This window comes from Niallia taxi (genome assembly GCF_032818155.1).
Classification (GTDB): Bacteria; Bacillota; Bacilli; order Bacillales; family Cytobacillaceae; genus Niallia; species Niallia taxi_A.
The window spans coordinates 3,542,384-3,558,755 of the sequence record NZ_CP102589.1 but is presented as its reverse complement, the minus strand read 5'-3'; the positions used below and the strand labels follow the sequence as shown (position 1 = coordinate 3,558,755).

Sequence of the window (16,372 nt, the reverse complement as noted above, 5' to 3'; positions counted from 1 at the left end):
CTAAAATCTACAAATTTACTGATTTTAATAACAAAAAAAGGGACAAAAAAAGTGCTAATTCGACGAATTTTAGTTATAGTATATAAGGACTAAATATTCTTTTATTAGAAGTTATGATATATTTTAATTAGAAGAATGAAAAGAGGGGTGTACATATGCTTTTTATTGATAATAAAGGCATCACAGATCCGCGCATCAACTTGGCTATCGAAGAATATGCGCTTAAAAATCTAGATATCAATGAGACATACCTATTGTTTTATATAAATGAACCATCTATCATCATCGGCAAAAACCAGAACACAATTGAGGAAATTAACACAGATTATGTCGAATCAAACGGTATTCACGTAGTTAGAAGATTGTCTGGCGGCGGTGCAGTATATCATGATAAAGGCAATTTGAACTTCAGCTTCATAACAAAGGACGACGGTGACAGTTTTCATAACTTCCGTAAATTCACAGAGCCTGTTGTTAAGGCATTGCAAAGCATGGGTGTGAATGCAGAATTAAGCGGCCGTAATGACTTATTGGCAGAAGGCAGAAAGATTTCGGGTAATGCTCAATTCTCCACAAAAGGAAGAATGTTCAGCCATGGCACCCTTTTGTTTGATTCTGAAATGGACCATATTGTGTCTGCATTAAAGGTTAGAAAAGATAAAATTGAATCTAAAGGGATAAAGTCTGTTAGAAGCAGGGTTGCCAATATTTCTGAATTTTTAAAGGTGCAAATTAGTATTGAAGAATTCAAGAGCCTAATCTTGAACTACTTGTTTGAGGGAGAAGAAAACATTCAGGAGTATGTTTTGACAGAGCAGGATTGGGAAAACATCCATGCCATTTCTAAAGAACGTTATCAAAACTGGGATTGGAACTATGGTAAATCACCAAGATTTAATCTTCAGCATTCCCATCGCTTCCCTGTTGGACAAGTTGACGTTCGTTTTGATGTGGCAAAAGGTATTATCAAAAACTGCAAAATATACGGTGACTTCTTTGGGGTTGGTGATGTTTCCGACATCGAGAATAAACTGACTGGCTTGCGATATGACAGAAGTGAACTAGAAAAGGCGCTTGAGGAAACATCGATTAAGCATTATTTTGGTAATATAACGAAGGAAGATTTTATCCACTTAATATATTAAATGGCAAAAAAAGTACTGGGGCCACTTCCCAGTACTTTTTTTAATGATGCTGCAAAAACTTCTTGTTCTAAATGTCGCCTATTAGTCTTATTAATAGTAATAAGGTTGTACAAGGCAAGGAGGGGCATAATGGCAAGGAAACTAGGTTTTTATTCAGTATTATTATTCATCGTGTACGGCTTGTTTTTTTATTGGTACTTGTTTTATTTTGCGGACTCGAAGCTCCCCTTCGAATTTCAAGGAACGGCTGCAGATCCAGCTACTTTTTTGAACAACAGAGAGCTTGCTTTAAATGATGAATATTCTAAACTAAAAAACTTTATGTTTTTTATATCGACTCCTTTGGAATGGTTAATCTATTTGTTTATCCTGCTGTTTGGTTTTTCAAAAGCATTTCGAAAATGGGGCGAGGATTCAGGTAAATATAAAATCATCCAAAAGGCGATTTATCTCTTTTGGCTTAATCTTATGGCGTATATAGCAACTTTTCCATTAAGCTATATCGGTCATAAGGTATCAACGGATTATCATATTTCTACACAGAGCTTTCCTTCATGGATGAAGGATGAATTGATTGATTTCTGGGTGAACTATGTAATTATGTTTGTGATTTTTATCGTCCTGTATTGGCTGATGAACAAGAGTAAAAAGCGTTGGTGGCTGTACGCATGGCTGCTTTCTGTTCCGTTCACTTTGTTTTTGACATTTATTCAGCCCGTTATCATTGACCCGCTGTATAACAACTTTACTGCCTTGAGTGATAAGCAGCTAGAGGAGAAAATTCTTGCATTGGCAAAAGAATCAAACATACCCGCTGAACATGTGTTTGAGGTAAATATGTCAGATAAGACAAATGCTTTAAATGCCTATGTAACAGGAATAGGCTCCAATTCAAGAATCGTCCTTTGGGACACAACCACGAAAGAGCTGAAGGATAATGAAATATTATTTGTTATGGCTCATGAAATGGCGCACTATGTTGAAAAACATATTTACTTTGGAATTGCTCTTTCGCTTGTGCTGTCATTTTTCGGATTGTATTTTATTTATAAGCTGATGAATGTTTTAGTAAGTAAGTGGGGGGATGCCCTTAAAATTTCAAGAGTTGAGGATTATCAATCATTTCCATTAATCCTGCTGTTAATCTCGATGCTGCTGTTTGCAGTAAATCCGCTAACTAATATTGTTTCGAGATATGAGGAGAAACGGGCAGATAATTATGCGGTCCAATTGACGAGTGATCCAGAAGCTGGGATTACTACCTTCCAAAAACTTGCTAAAACAGGGCTCAGTGAGGTAAATCCACCATTTCTCGTGAAAGTGTTCCGCTATAGTCATCCCACTATGCTTGAAAGAATATCTGTACTTGAGGAAAAAAGCATTCTGCTGAAAAACAGTGAAAATTAAAAGGAGGAAAAGGGCTAAGCTCAAGTAGGAGCTTAGCCCTTTTCCTCAAAAAAAGAAGGCGTCTATGGGAGGTTCCCATAGACGCCTTCAACAGGATTAGTTATCGAAGCGCTTACATAATTGTGTATATTGTTTGCTCAGCCGAATAAATTCAGCTTCATTTCTTTCGTCTATAGCGTGATCAATTTGAGTCATTAAATTTGCTTTTTCTAGATTCCATTGGATTTCAACAAGCAGCATGTCAATGTAAAGTTCTTTCACATAAGTCTCTTGCGCTTTTTGTTTCTTCATAGCACTTAACTTAGTTAACTCAGTGTACGACTTTTCATTCATTCGACTCACCCCTGATGCCTTTTTAATATTATATGGCAGAAAAATGAAAATATCAATGATATTATTTAAAAATTTAGAAAATGGAGCGGAATTTTGAATTATTTAAGACAATTTTCAATCTGTTTACAAATCTGAAAAAACGCATGCTATCATGAGAATACTCTATGCATTTAGCAATCCAGCTTAAAGAAAGGAGTTATAAAAATGTCTGAAGAAAAGAATAATCTTGATTTATATGAAGTAAATTATCATACGCTAGCAATCCTGCCTGAATTACAAAAGAATGGTGATGTTTATTCTAAAATATATGAAGGAGCTAACGTTTATATGTGCAAATTGCCACCAAGCAAAATTATTAAGCGAAGCTGTGAGTATTTCGGGTGCACATATGAAGGGAAACGAAAAGGAACGAGAGTGCTCATGAACTATAAGCATAAGCTGCCAATTTCAATTGATTCCAAGAGCACGATTTACGCATTTCCCACTCACTCTCCTACAAACCATGCCTGCATGTGGTTCTTTCTTCATCATATTTCGGACAGAATAATAGAGGGAGGAGGAAAAACAACTGTCATATTCCGTAATAATCGGAGAATATCCATTAACGTTTCCTTTCATACTTTTAACAACCAAATATTAAGAACAAATTTGTTGCAGACAAAAATACGCCATAACCAGGAAGACAGCGAAAAGCCGCTTTAAAATCAATAGGACAAGCTCTTTTAGCCAGTATGCCGTCTATATAGATAGTATTCTAAAAGCTCCTGTACTCTGTTGCGAAGTCTTGGGTTGAAATAATTATGATACTCTTCATAGCCATTATATAAGAATAAATACATTGTAAAGGCTTCATCTCTTTTTACCTCTTCTACCTTCATCTTATGCTTTTGCATATATTCCTTAGTTTTTCGCAGCTCCGTATGTATTGTTTTCATTGTTAGCTCTACAAGATCAATGTAAGGCTGCTTTAGCTTGAAATTGCTCTTTTTGATTGTAAGGAGATCGCGGTTTAGAACGGTTAACAGCATGGGCAGATAAATGGCTTGCTCCATGATATATCTATCCTTCTCCGGAATGCGTGTCATAATTAATCTTCTCCTTGTAATCGTGATAAGAACAAATGTTCTATTCAAATAGTACAATATTTGCATAGTCCTTTCAAGCTGGTTTAAAATTTTTATGGCTTTGCTTATTTTTCTACAAAAATTAAATTAAATGCATTTTGTCTTGAAGGGAATTTATTTCTGATGGCGAAATAATAAGTAGCTAATAAAGGGAGGAAGAGTGTATATGGGAAAATGGGAAAAGATAACATCAGATGATTTATACAGATTAAAATCAATTGTAGATCCACAAGTGAGCCCAGATAAAAAAGGATTCTTGTATGTGGAAACAGGAATTTCTGAAGAGAAGGATGCTTATTATTCCAATATTTTTTATAAAAGCTTAGAGGAAAGCGGTCAAACACTGCAGTGGACATTTGGAGAATACCGCAATACATCACCAAGATGGTCGCCGAATGGAGAGGAAATTGCTTTTTTATCTAATCGCAGCGGCAAAAACCAAATTTTTGTGTTAAACAAAAATGGAGGGGAAGCAAAACAGCTTACTTTTGTGCGCAATGGTGCATCAAACCCTGTTTGGTCAGCAGATGGAACGAAATTAGCATTTCAAACAAGCATTGGAAAAGACGAAAGCCTGCAAGATAAAGAAGGGAAAGAAAAGACAGAAAAAAAACCAGTTGCTTTAGCATTTGATAAAATGAAGTATAAGTCAGACAGTGCTGGCTTTTGGGATGGAAGCTACAGCCATGTTGCTGTCATCAATAAAGAAACAGGCGAGCTTGAGGAAATTACTTCAGGAGAAAATGACTATCATTTGCAAAGCTGGTCTCCTGATGGAAAATATCTTGCTATTACTGCAGACGATAGTGAGGACAAGGATTTCAGCTTTGCTACAGACGTATATCTGTACATATTAGAAACAAAAGAATGGAAAAAGATAACGGCAGGAAATGGCCAGTACGGAAGAGTAACATGGTCGCCTGATAGCAAAAAAATCGGAATTATCGGCGGCGGCCGCGAATATGAAAATGCAACATTGTCCAAAATATACACTTATGATTTGCAAACTGAGGCACTTCGCTGTTTAACGGAAGGCTGGGACGTAAATGTCGGCGATTTTGCAATTGGCGATTTTCAGCAGGGAACTGTGACACCAGGAATCCTCTGGGGTGAAGACAACAGAAGCTTTGTTTTCCTTGCATCAGATCACGGCAATACGATCGTTTACTTTGGCAATGAAGATGGCGAAATTTATCCAAGCTTGATAGATAATCAGCATGTGTACGGACTTTCCACAGGCGGAAGCTTGAAGCAGGCGATAGTAGCAATCAGCACGCCAACAGAACCAGGTGATCTTTACAGTCTGAACCTGGAAACAGGTGGGGTAGAAAAGCTGACAGATGTTAATAAAGAGTTTGCAAAAACGCATATCTTTGCTGCTGCAGAGCCAATTGAACTGACATCCAGAGATGGCTGGGATCTTCATGGCTGGCTAATGAAGCCTGCTGATTTTAAAGAAGGAGAAAAATATCCGCTTGTACTTGAAATCCATGGTGGTCCACATGCGATGTATGCTAACTCGTATTTCCATGAGTTTCAAACACTTACAGCAAATGGTTATGCTGTGTTGTTCATTAATCCACGGGGAAGTCACGGATATGGTCAGCACTTTGTTGATGCGGTCAGAGGCGATTATGGTGGAAAGGATTATGAAGATATCATGGATGCCGTTGATTTCGCCTTAGAAAACTTTGATTTTATTGATGAAACACGCCTGGGAGTAACAGGAGGCAGCTATGGTGGATTCATGACAAACTGGATTGTCGGCCATACAAACCGCTTTAAAGCCGCTGTCACACAGCGTTCTATTTCTAACTGGATCAGCTTCTACGGGGTAAGTGATATTGGCTATTATTTCTCTGAATGGCAAATCAAAGCTGATCTAAATGATATAGAAACACTATGGAAGCATTCTCCGCTAGCATATGCGAATAATATTGAAACACCATTGTTAATCTTGCATGGAGAAAAGGATTTCCGCTGCCCAATTGAGCAGGCAGAACAGCTGTTTATAGCACTGAAAAAGCAGAAAAAGACAACGGAATTTGTCCGTTTCCCAGAATCCAACCACGAGCTGTCCAGAAGCGGCAAACCAACATTGCGCATATCCCGCTTGGATTATATTAATAACTGGTTTATTGAGTACTTATAAGAAAAGAAAATAGAAAATAGAAAATAGCTATTGTATAAAAGGGAAATGGATCTTCGCTGCACGGTGAGACTGTTACAGGAATGGTGAGAAGTAAGTACCTAGCAGACGGTTTAGCGCAGTAGTGGCTAAGTAGTTCGCCCCCGGCTGAGGAAAGCCTGAAGCGGAAATCAATATCCCCTGCCTTAAGTGAAACAAGCATCTTCAAAGGTGTTTATCTGATATTAACGCTTGCCATTGTCGGCAGGCGTTTTTTATTTATGTTTATGAAGGCATGTATGTATGGTAAATAGTCGTATATTATTTTAATATTACTGAAATGTAAATAAAAAATATGGAAATTAAATGTTTGCATATCTATTTATCTGATAAGATAATAGATAATACCTAAAAACACAGAAAAATTTCTGACTGTTAATGAAAAGGGTTATTTATTACTTTTAAAGGCAACAATTTGAAGAAGAAACTTTTGTTGATAATTTAACGTTAAATAGATATAAGAATGAAGAAAGAAAGGAAACAATAAGGGATGGAGAGATCAGAATATAGACAAACAAGGAAGAAAAAAAGAAAGTTACGAAAAGGCCGAGTCTTTTTTTTGTTTCTTGTCTTGTTAGTAATATTTGCGGCTGTATACATATTTGTTCAGTATAACGCAGGGAAGAATAAGGCACTGGAGAATGGTGCAATCGAAAAGGTTGAATATGAGTTTAACGGGGAAAAGGATCAGTATGGCGGCACAAATGTCCTGCTCCTAGGTAGTGACGCCAGAGAAGGAGACAAGCAATCACGTACAGATACCATCATGGTAGCCCAGTTTCATCCAGAAAAAGGCACCTATAAGCTAATCTCCTTAATGAGGGATATGTATGTTGATATACCGGGATATGGAAAAGACAGAATAAACACCGCTTTTACAAGAGGTGGACCAGAGCTGTTGAGACAAACTATTAAGGAAAACTTTGATGTTGATCTCCAATACTATGCCATTGTTAATTTCCAAGGGTTTGAGGCACTTATTGATGAGGCATTTCCAGATGGTGTTGAGATAGATGTGGAGAAGAAAATGTCTAAAAACATTGGGGTTACATTGGAGCCAGGGTTGCAAAAGCTGAACGGGAAGCAGCTTCTCGGATATGTGCGTTTTAGACATGACGCTATCTCTGACTTTGGAAGAGTCCAAAGACAGCAAAAGGCACTCGAGGCACTCGCCTCTCAAATTTCGGGTGTACAGACTGTCGCAAAACTGCCTAAATTGGCGGGCGTCATGATGCCTTATATCAATACGAGTATGAATACAAAGGATATAATTTATGTAGGATCTGATTTAATTCGCCATAAAAACCAAGAGGTAGAAACATTGAGAATACCGGTAGACGGTACATATCAGGATCTGAGGGTCAATGGGGCTGCCGTTCTCGGTGTAGATATAGAAACAAATAGGGCTGAAATCCAGGATTTTTTATCAAAATAAATGAGAGACTTTAGGCATAAACTCTAATAACTGGTATAAAAGCCCACTAACAAGAACGCAATAAGTCGTCCACAGAAATAAACCTGCTTGAAATGATATGCCAAGGAGTTTTCGTTATGGATATAGCTACATTAAAAGAATGGTTTACACTAGAAAATATTATGCAATTATTAGAAAGCTATCGGGCATTTGGTCCATTGCCAGGCATTTTACTGCCATTGCTGGAATCTTTTGTTCCCTTCTTGCCACTTTTTCTGTTCATTTTGGCAAATGTGAATGCCTTTGGTTTCTGGCTTGGCTTTCTGTTTTCCTGGATAGGCACTTGCGGAGGGGCACTGCTTGTCTTCTTGCTTGTCAGAAAGTATGGCCAAAAGAGGCTTTTAAGCTTTATTCGCAATCATAAGAAAGTGCAAAAGCTAATGATATGGATAGAGAGGCATGGATTTGGACCTTTATTTATCCTGCTGTGCTTTCCATTCACCCCTTCAGCATTAGTGAATATTGTAGCAGGACTTTCGCGGATAAAGGTGAAGCAGTACTTTCTCGCCATTGTTGCCGGTAAACTTGTGATGATCATTACTATCAGCTTTATTGGTTATGATCTACAGGCAATGATTACACAGCCGATTCGTACAATTCCTGTTGCCATTGCGATTTTTGTGTTATGGTTTGTAGGAAAAAGGGTCGAGGCCAGAATGAATGTTACTGCAGAAAAAGAAAGAGAACAAGGGAATTAATGTTTATACAAGGCATGGAGGAGATAGCATTTGAAAGAAGCAATAAAAAGAGAGGGCATAGAGTGGTTGAAAGCATTTGCTATCGGAATTGTCATCTTTGTCATTATTCGAGCATTCTTCTTCTCTAATTACGTGGTGGAAGGCGAATCGATGATGCCTACCTTGCAGGATGGGGATAAACTAGTTGTCAATAAAATCGGTTATAAAGTCAGTGATTTCCATCATTTTGATGTGATCGTTTTCCATGCGAATGATAAAGAGGACTATGTTAAAAGGGTGATAGGTATTCCAGGGGATAAGGTGGAATATAAGGATGATCATCTTTATATTAATGGGGAAAAATATGAAGAGAATTTTTTGGATGCTTACCGAAGTCAAGTGAGTGCTGGAAAGCTGACAGGCGACTTTACTCTTGAAGAAATCACAGGAGAAGAAACAGTGCCACAAGGAAAGCTGTTTGTTCTTGGAGATAATCGTTTAGGCAGCTGGGACAGCAGACATTTTGGATTTATTAACATTGATCAGGTAGTCGGAAAAGTCAGCTTACGGTACTGGCCGCTCCGTGATATTCAGTTTAATTTTTAAGAATAGGTGCTCATTTGAGCGCCTATTTTTTTTTGATTAAAGAGAGGGTTCAGTGAAAATATTGGCAAGTGCTAGGAGTATTCTTTAGTAGGGCAAACATTTGTTTCTATGATATTATAAAAAGAGAAATTAAGTGTTCGAGGAGGCAATTATGTCTGTTAGATTATTAGCTGGACGATCAGGCAGCGGCAAGACTGCCTTTTGTATAGATTCTATTCGGGAAAAGCTGTTTGCAGATCCAGAAGGTAATCCTATTATCTATTTAGTACCAGATCAGATGACATTTATGTCAGATCAAAACTTAGCAGGAAGTGAAGGACTTGGCGGCATGTTCCGTGCCCAAGTGTACAGTTTTACAAGACTTGCATGGAGAGTATTGCAGGAAACAGGAGGCATCTCCAGACAGCATATAAACAGTGTCGGTATCAGCATGCTCATTCGCAGCATTATTGAAGAAAAGAAAGAGGAACTGTCATTATTCAAAAAGGTGGCAGATAAGAATGGTTTTATTGGCCAAGTGGAACAGCTGGTTACAGAATTCAGGAGATATTGTGTGACACCAGAGGAACTCGGTGGCAGACAACAGGGTATTGCTGAAGCAGGAAATACAGATAGAGCTCTTTTGGACAAACTGCATGATTTAGAGATTATTTACCAAAGCTTTGAGGAAAACATGCTTGGAAAATATATTGATGGAGAAGATTATTTCCGCTTGCTTGCAGAGAAGGTCAGCAGCTCGGAATATTTAAAAAAGGCAGAGGTCTTTATTGATGGCTTTTATAGCTTTACGCCACAGGAGTATTTAATCCTTCAGCAGCTTATTCAGACATGCAAGAATGTAACCATTACCTTTACAGTGGACGAGCCTGAAAGAAACAGTTTTGCAAATGAGTTAGATCTCTTCAGAATGTCAAAGGAAACCTACGCAACCATTTACTCATTTGCAAGACAATTGGGCGTTGAAGTGGAAGAGGAGATTTTTGGTGAGATACACAGGGATATGCACGAATCCCTTAAACATATTGAAGCGCATTTTGACAGCAGACCGGCAGTTCCTTATTCAGGAGATTCTGCTGTGCGTTTTGCTGAAAGTGTCAATCCACGAGCAGAAATTGAGGGTGTTGCTCGGGAAATCAAGAAGCTTATTCGACAGCAGGGCTACCGCTATCGTGACATCAGCCTTTTATCCCGTAATACGGGTGAATATCAAAATATCATAGAAACTATTTTTGCAGATTATGAAATTCCTTTTTTTATTGACCAGAAAAGAACGATGCATTTTCATCCCCTTGTTGAGTTAATTCGCTCTACATTGGAAATTATTGAAACAAACTGGCGGTATGAGCCTGTGTTTAGGGCGGTTAAGACAGAGCTGCTGTTTCCATTGCATATGCGTAAGAGCAATATAAGAGAAAAGGTAGATAAGCTGGAAAACTATTGCTTGGCATACGGCATAAAAGGAGATAAGTGGACAAGAAAAGAGCGCTGGAAATACAGGAGATTCCAAGGGCTTGAATGGGATCAAGGCGTTCAGACAGACAGTGAAAAGCAGATGGAGCAGGAGCTGAATGAACTTCGTCTCTCCTTGGCTGCGCCAATAATGCGGCTGGCAAACAGGCTAAAGAGGGCCAAGACAGGAAGAGCGAAGTGTGAAGCATTATATCTTTATTTAGAAGAGCTTGAGGTTCCGGAGAAAATGGATTTATGGAAGGTCGAGCTGGAAGAGAAGGGGGAGCTTGTTAAAGCAGGCGAGCATGACCAGGCATGGAATAGTATTGTAGATTTGCTTGATCAATTTGTGGAAATTCTTGGCGAAGAGGAAATGGCAAGAAAGCAATTTGCGACCATTTTGGATGCAGGACTTGATACCTTAAAGTTTTCCTTAGTTCCACCGGCAATTGACCAGGTGTTAATTGCTGATTTAGAAAACTCCCGTCTTGGCAGGATAAAAGCAGCATTTGTAATCGGTCTGAATGAAGGTGTATTTCCTGCTAAGTTTACAGATGACGGGATATTTGCAGACAGTGACAGAGAGAGTCTTGTTGAAGCAGGCATGAAGCTTGCACCGACAAGCAAAACGAGATTGCTTGATGAAGAGTTTCTTGCATACAAGGCGTTCACTGCTGCCTCAGAACGACTATATTTAACATATCCGCTGGCAAATGACGAAGGCAAGTCATTACTTCCATCCTTATATGTAAAACGGATGCGTGATCTTGTTCCTGAAGCAAAGACGCTTTACTTTATGGCAGATCCGAAGGAATTATCTGAGTTAGGTCAGCTAGGCTATGCGGTTGACTTAAAAACAAGCTTGTCCTATTTAAATGGTCAGCTGCAGCTAAAGAAAAGACATTATCCAATTTATGATTTTTGGTGGGATGTTTACAATGCCTATATAGACAACGACCAATGGAGGGCAGCTGCTAAAAAGGTATTCTCAAGCCTGACATATCAAAACAGAACGAGCTCATTAGCAGATGAAACGAGCACAATGCTCTATGGGGAAAGCATTACAGCTAGTGTTTCAAGAATGGAATTGTTTCAGTCATGTCCGTTCTCTCATTTCGCCACACATGGACTAAAGCTGAAGGAAAGACAAGTATATAGGCTGGAGGCTCCTGCAATTGGAGATTTATTTCATGCTGCCTTAAAATACATTGCCGAAACAGTTTTGCATGAAAACATGATGTGGTCTGACCTGACAAGAGAGCAGTGTGAGATGCTTGCAAAGGATGCAGTTGAAATGCTGGCACCGAAATTGCAGAATGAAATACTGCTAAGCACGAACAGGCACCATTATATTAAAAGAAAGCTTGAACAGATTATCAGCCGAGCATCCTTTATCTTAAGTGAGCATGCGAAATACAGCGGGTTTGCTCCTATTGATCTAGAGCTGGAGTTTGGACCAAAAGGAAAGCTGCCGCCAATGGGCTTTTCACTAAGAAACGGCACGAAAATGGAGCTAGTGGGAAGAATTGACCGTGTGGATAAAGCGGAGCTCAATAATGAAGTATATTTGCGTGTCATTGATTATAAATCGAGCGCACATGAGCTGAACATGAACGAAGTATATTATGGTCTGTCTTTACAGATGCTGACATACCTGGATCTTATCATTTCAAACAGCAGCATCCTTGTAGAGAAGGAGGCAAATCCTGCTGGAGTATTGTACTTCCATGTTCATAATCCAGTCTTGAGTACTAAAAAAGTATTGACTCTTGATGAAATCGAGGAGGAGCTGTTCAAAAAATTTAAGATGAATGGCTTGATGCTCGGTAAAGAGGATGTTATTAAGCTGATGGACGGCAGTCTCGAAAAAGGAGACTCGCCAATTGTGCCAGCAGGTGTTAAAACAGACGGCACATTGACGAAGCGCTCTAAGGTTGCCAGCAGGGAGGACTTTTCATCTCTGCAAAAATTTGTTCGTCATAAATATGTGGAAACAGGTAACAAAATTATCGGCGGGAATGTGGAGATTGCTCCATACCAGCTGAAGGAAAAGTCGCCATGTACTTTTTGTTCATTTAAGTCTGTTTGCCAGTTTGATGAGGGGCTTGAATCAAACCAATATCGAAAACTGCAAACCTTCTCGAAGGAAGAAGCACTTGAATTAATTAGAAAGGAGGCAAATGCAAATGAAAATAATTGATATTCCAGAGAAACCAGTGGATGCCACGTGGACAGATGACCAATGGAAAGCGATCATGCTGAGCGGCAGCGATATTTTAGTAGCGGCAGCTGCCGGTTCAGGAAAAACAGCAGTCCTTGTAGAAAGAATGATTCGCAAAATTGTTTCAGACAACCCAATTAATGTTGATGAACTGCTTGTCGTTACATTTACAAATGCATCGGCTGCAGAGATGAAGCATCGAATAGGAGATGTGCTGGAAAAGGAAATCAATGCTAATCCGAAATCTCAGCATCTGAAGAAACAGTTGGCACTATTAAATAAAGCGCATATATCAACAATCCATTCCTTTTGTCTAGAGGTTATTCGTAAATATTATTACATGATTGATCTTGACCCAGGCTTCCGAATAGCAGATGAAACAGAAGCACAATTAATGCGGGATGAATGTGTGGAAGACCTGTTTGAAGAAGAGTACGGCAAAGATGAGAATCTCGCTTTCTTCGATTTGGTTGATGCTTTCACAAATGACAGAAGTGATGATGCTCTGCAAAAAATCATTCAGGAAGTGTATGACTTTTCGCGGGCAAATCCGTCTCCATCTGCTTATTTAGGGTCATTGGCACAAATGTATGACATAGAAGAGTCGGCGGCAATAGAAGAGCTTCCATTTGCTAAAGAGTTACTTGTAAGTATAGAGCTTCAATTGGATGGTGTCAGACAGCTTTTGGAGTATGGTTTGGAATTAACGAAGCGACCGGGCGGGCCTGCGCCAAGGGCAAGTAATTTCCTTGATGATTTAAGCCTTTTGGACATTATTCAACAAGCGAAAAACGACTCATGGAAAACATTATATGAAGCAATGCAAGGATTGAAATTTTCTAGAGCCAAGGCTTGCAAGGGAGACGAGTACGACCCTGCTTTAATAGAAGAAGCTCAGAAGATAAGAGAAAGAGCCAAGAAAATACTGCAGGAAATGCAAAGCGAATTATTTGGCAGACTGCCTGAAGGCTTTATCAAGGATATGCGAGAAATGAAGGTCCATGTGGAAACATTGACAAGGCTTGTTGCAGCCTTCTCTGAGCGGTTCCAGAAAATGAAATCGGAAAAGGGCTTAGTTGATTTTGCTGACCTTGAGCATTATTGCTTGGAAATATTACGTAATACAGAAACAACGGAATTAGAGCCTTCTGTTGCAGCCTTATATTACCGCAAGCAGTTTAAAGAAGTACTAATCGATGAATATCAGGACGTCAATATGGTGCAGGAATCTATTCTCCAGCTTGTGACAGCAGACAGCGAATCAGATGGCAATCTGTTTATGGTTGGCGATGTGAAGCAGTCCATTTATCGATTCCGCCTTGCAGAACCGAACTTGTTTCTGGCTAAATATAATCGCTTCCAGGAAGACGAGGATTCTGGTAATAAGATTGACCTTGCAAGGAACTTTCGCAGTAGAAGAGAAGTTTTGGACGGTACAAACTATTTATTCAAACAGATAATGGGTGTTAAAGTCGGGGAAATTGAATATGACAAGGATGCAGAACTGGCAAAGGGAGCTTCATACCCAGAGGAGACCACCTATCCAATTGAACTGGCACTTGTCAATCAGAATACTTCTGTATCAAGTGACGAGGCAGAAGGAGAAGACAGCGAGTTTGATGCACTTGAATTGGAACAGTCTCAGTTGGAAGCGCGCGTGATTGCCCAAAAAATGAAGGAGCTGTTCGACCAAAAGCAGGAGGTGTATGACGCAAAAACGAAATCTTACCGACCTGTGATGTACAAGGATATGGTCATTCTTTTGCGTTCCATGACATGGGCACCTGCTATTATGGAGGAATTGAAGCAGTTTAATATCCCAACATATGCTAATTTGACAACAGGCTATTTTGAGTCAACCGAAGTGAATATTATGATGTCATTGCTGAAGGTAATTGACAATCCATATCAGGATATTCCGTTAGCAGCAGTGCTTCGTTCACCAATTGTCGGCTTGACGGAAGAAGAGCTGAGTAAAATCCGAATTGCCCAAAAGCAAGGAGCATTTTATGATGCTGTTAAAGCTTTTATGGGAGCAAGGACAGCAAATACAGAGGAGGTGTATGAAAGAATTGCACCATTCTTTAGTATGCTCCATGAATGGCGTACAGAAGCAAGGCGAGGAGCTTTGTCAGATTTAGTATGGAGACTGTACAGAGACACTCATTTTTATGATTTTGTTGGCGGTTTGCCTGGTGGAAATCAGCGACAGGCTAATTTAAGAGCCTTGTTCGATCGTGCTCGTCAATATGAATCCACCTCTTTCCGCGGGCTGTTCCGCTTCTTGCGTTTTATCGAAAGAATGAGAGACAGAGGAAATGACCTTGGAGCTGCAAGGGCATTGACAGAGCAAGAAGATGTTGTGCGGATTATGACAATCCACAGCAGTAAAGGGCTTGAGTTTCCATTTGTTTTCCTTGCAGGTATTGGAAGAGAATTTAATACGATGGATCTCCGCAAGCCGTTTTTGCTTGATAAGGATCTTGGCTTTGCAACGAAGTACATTCATGCCAAAAAGCGTATATCTTATCCTTCTTTACCACAAATAGCATTTGTGAAGAAAAAGAGAATGGAGCTTCTAGCAGAGGAAATGCGGGTACTTTATGTGGCATTGACAAGGGCTAAAGAGAAATTGGTGCTAGTCGGTTCTGTCAAAGATATTGAGAAGTCCAAGCTGAAATGGGCACAGGCGGCAGGCCACTCCAATTGGCTTCTTAATGAATTCGACAGGGCTTCTGCACGCTCTTATTTGGATTGGATCGGACCAGCCCTTGTAAGACATAAAGATGCAGCAGGTATTCATTTGGAAAGCTGGTTGGATAAAGGAGAAGTTTCTGTCCATCCATCATCGTGGGAAATACGTATTTTGCCTAAGGAAGAGCTGCTGGCTTTTACTGCTGAAGACTTAGAGGAAGAAGAAGGCTGGCTGGAAAAGGTTACAAACGGAAGAAAAATAGAAGTTTCCTCTGAATATCAGGAACAAATCCAGCGCACGCTTAATTGGAAGTATGCCTTCCCTGAAGGTACAATCTATCGTTCTAAGCAATCAGTGTCAGAGCTGAAAAGACAAAGTGAAAGACTGGATGAGCAAAGCGGAAAAGAGCTAGTTCAAACACGGAGAAAAACAATTTGGAACAGGCCGAAGTTTATGCAGGAGAAAAAGCTGAGTCCTGCTGAAAAAGGAACAGCTATGCATATGGTTATGCAGCATGTTCGCTTGGATGAGGATATATCTGAGGAGAATGTTATACTGCTAGTGGACGAAATGGTAGCAAAAGAGCTTTTAACAGAAGAACAGGCAGAGGCAATTGAGGCTGGGCAAATTGTGTCCTTCTTTAAGACGGAGCTTGGGCAGCGTATGCGTAATGCCAAAAAGCTTGTCCGTGAGATACCATTTAATATCGCCTACCCAGCAAGCTCTGTTTATACGGATTGGCAAGGTGAGGATGAGCCAATTCTTGTCCAAGGAATTATCGACGTATATTTTGAAGATGAAAAAGGGACCGTGCTTCTTGATTATAAAACGGATGCCATTCAAGACCGATTTAAAGATGGTTATCAGGAAGCTAAACCAGTTTTGGAATCTCGCTACCGTGTGCAAATTGACCTGTATGCAGATTCACTTGAAAAAATTCTTAAAAAACCGATCGATGAGAAGTATTTGTATTTCTTTGATGGTGCAAATATCTTGCAGATGTAAACTGCAATTTAGGAGCTGTCCGCTTTTGGACAGCTTCTTTTCTTTCAG

11 protein-coding genes are annotated in these 16,372 nt (G+C 39.6%); 9 read left to right on the top strand and 2 right to left on the bottom strand.

Annotated features, from left to right (window positions below):
- Positions 1-155 precede the first annotated feature (155 nt).
- Together NQZ71_RS17730 and NQZ71_RS17725 are read left to right on the top strand one after the other, a co-directional pair.
- Positions 156-1,145 (top strand): lipoate--protein ligase, encoded by a 990-nt coding sequence (locus tag NQZ71_RS17730; protein WP_144451968.1) that lies wholly within the window; start codon positions 156-158, stop codon positions 1,143-1,145.
- Positions 1,146-1,274: 129 nt separating this feature from the next.
- Positions 1,275-2,552 (top strand): M48 family metallopeptidase, encoded by a 1,278-nt coding sequence (locus tag NQZ71_RS17725; protein WP_317011072.1) that lies wholly within the window; start codon positions 1,275-1,277, stop codon positions 2,550-2,552.
- A gap of 96 nt (positions 2,553-2,648) precedes the next feature.
- Here the strand turns inward: NQZ71_RS17725 and NQZ71_RS17720 are convergent, their stop codons facing one another.
- Entirely contained in the window at positions 2,649-2,885 is a 237-nt protein-coding gene (locus NQZ71_RS17720; RefSeq protein ID WP_127736106.1) for an IDEAL domain-containing protein, read from the bottom strand.
- A gap of 204 nt (positions 2,886-3,089) precedes the next feature.
- Here NQZ71_RS17720 and NQZ71_RS17715 point away from each other — a divergent pair, with 204 nt between their 5' ends.
- Complete coding sequence (locus NQZ71_RS17715; protein WP_144451970.1) at positions 3,090-3,587, top strand: competence protein ComK; 498 nt, start codon at positions 3,090-3,092, stop codon at positions 3,585-3,587.
- 20 nt (positions 3,588-3,607) lie between these two features.
- On the opposite strand, the gene NQZ71_RS17710 is transcribed toward NQZ71_RS17715, so the two are convergent.
- Entirely contained in the window at positions 3,608-3,970 is a 363-nt protein-coding gene (locus tag NQZ71_RS17710; protein WP_127736100.1) for a YhjD family protein, read from the bottom strand.
- 205 nt (positions 3,971-4,175) lie between these two features.
- Here NQZ71_RS17710 and NQZ71_RS17705 point away from each other — a divergent pair, with 205 nt between their 5' ends.
- The 6 genes from NQZ71_RS17705 (at position 4,176) to addA (ending at position 16,324) form a co-directional block, all read left to right on the top strand.
- On the top strand, positions 4,176-6,161 hold the full coding sequence (locus tag NQZ71_RS17705) for a S9 family peptidase (RefSeq protein WP_144451971.1): 1,986 nt from the start codon (positions 4,176-4,178) through the stop codon (positions 6,159-6,161).
- Positions 6,162-6,687: 526 nt separating this feature from the next.
- Positions 6,688-7,632 carry an LCP family protein gene (locus NQZ71_RS17700; RefSeq protein WP_144451972.1) on the top strand — a complete coding sequence of 315 codons (945 nt, stop codon included), beginning with the start codon at positions 6,688-6,690 and terminating at the stop codon, positions 7,630-7,632.
- 116 nt (positions 7,633-7,748) lie between these two features.
- Positions 7,749-8,369, top strand: coding sequence for a TVP38/TMEM64 family protein (locus tag NQZ71_RS17695; protein ID WP_144451973.1), 621 nt, complete (start codon positions 7,749-7,751; stop codon positions 8,367-8,369).
- Positions 8,370-8,399: 30 nt separating this feature from the next.
- Positions 8,400-8,954 carry a signal peptidase I gene (gene lepB, locus NQZ71_RS17690; RefSeq protein WP_144451974.1) on the top strand — a complete coding sequence of 185 codons (555 nt, stop codon included), beginning with the start codon at positions 8,400-8,402 and terminating at the stop codon, positions 8,952-8,954.
- A 151-nt stretch (positions 8,955-9,105) separates the two neighbouring features.
- Positions 9,106-12,603, top strand: coding sequence for a helicase-exonuclease AddAB subunit AddB (gene addB / locus NQZ71_RS17685; RefSeq protein WP_317011071.1), 3,498 nt, complete (start codon positions 9,106-9,108; stop codon positions 12,601-12,603).
- A complete protein-coding gene (addA, locus tag NQZ71_RS17680; RefSeq protein ID WP_317011070.1) occupies positions 12,590-16,324 on the top strand; it encodes a helicase-exonuclease AddAB subunit AddA in 3,735 nt (1,244 codons plus the stop codon). Before addB ends, addA begins: the two co-directional genes overlap by 14 nt.
- The last annotated feature ends 48 nt before the right edge of the window (positions 16,325-16,372 follow it).

What these genes read in the sequence shown, in the direction of transcription:
- addA (WP_317011070.1), top strand. Translation starts at nt 12,590, where the DNA reads ATGAAAATAATTGATATTCCAGAGAAACCAGTGGATGCCACGTGGACA.
- NQZ71_RS17700 (WP_144451972.1), top strand. Translation starts at nt 6,688, where the DNA reads ATGGAGAGATCAGAATATAGACAAACAAGGAAGAAAAAAAGAAAGTTA.
- NQZ71_RS17720 (WP_127736106.1), bottom strand. Translation starts at nt 2,885, where the DNA reads ATGAATGAAAAGTCGTACACTGAGTTAACTAAGTTAAGTGCTATGAAG.
- NQZ71_RS17695 (WP_144451973.1), top strand. Translation starts at nt 7,749, where the DNA reads ATGGATATAGCTACATTAAAAGAATGGTTTACACTAGAAAATATTATG.
- NQZ71_RS17705 (WP_144451971.1), top strand. Translation starts at nt 4,176, where the DNA reads ATGGGAAAATGGGAAAAGATAACATCAGATGATTTATACAGATTAAAA.
- NQZ71_RS17730 (WP_144451968.1), top strand. Translation starts at nt 156, where the DNA reads ATGCTTTTTATTGATAATAAAGGCATCACAGATCCGCGCATCAACTTG.
- NQZ71_RS17710 (WP_127736100.1), bottom strand. Translation starts at nt 3,970, where the DNA reads ATGACACGCATTCCGGAGAAGGATAGATATATCATGGAGCAAGCCATT.
- NQZ71_RS17725 (WP_317011072.1), top strand. Translation starts at nt 1,275, where the DNA reads ATGGCAAGGAAACTAGGTTTTTATTCAGTATTATTATTCATCGTGTAC.
- addB (WP_317011071.1), top strand. Translation starts at nt 9,106, where the DNA reads ATGTCTGTTAGATTATTAGCTGGACGATCAGGCAGCGGCAAGACTGCC.
- NQZ71_RS17715 (WP_144451970.1), top strand. Translation starts at nt 3,090, where the DNA reads ATGTCTGAAGAAAAGAATAATCTTGATTTATATGAAGTAAATTATCAT.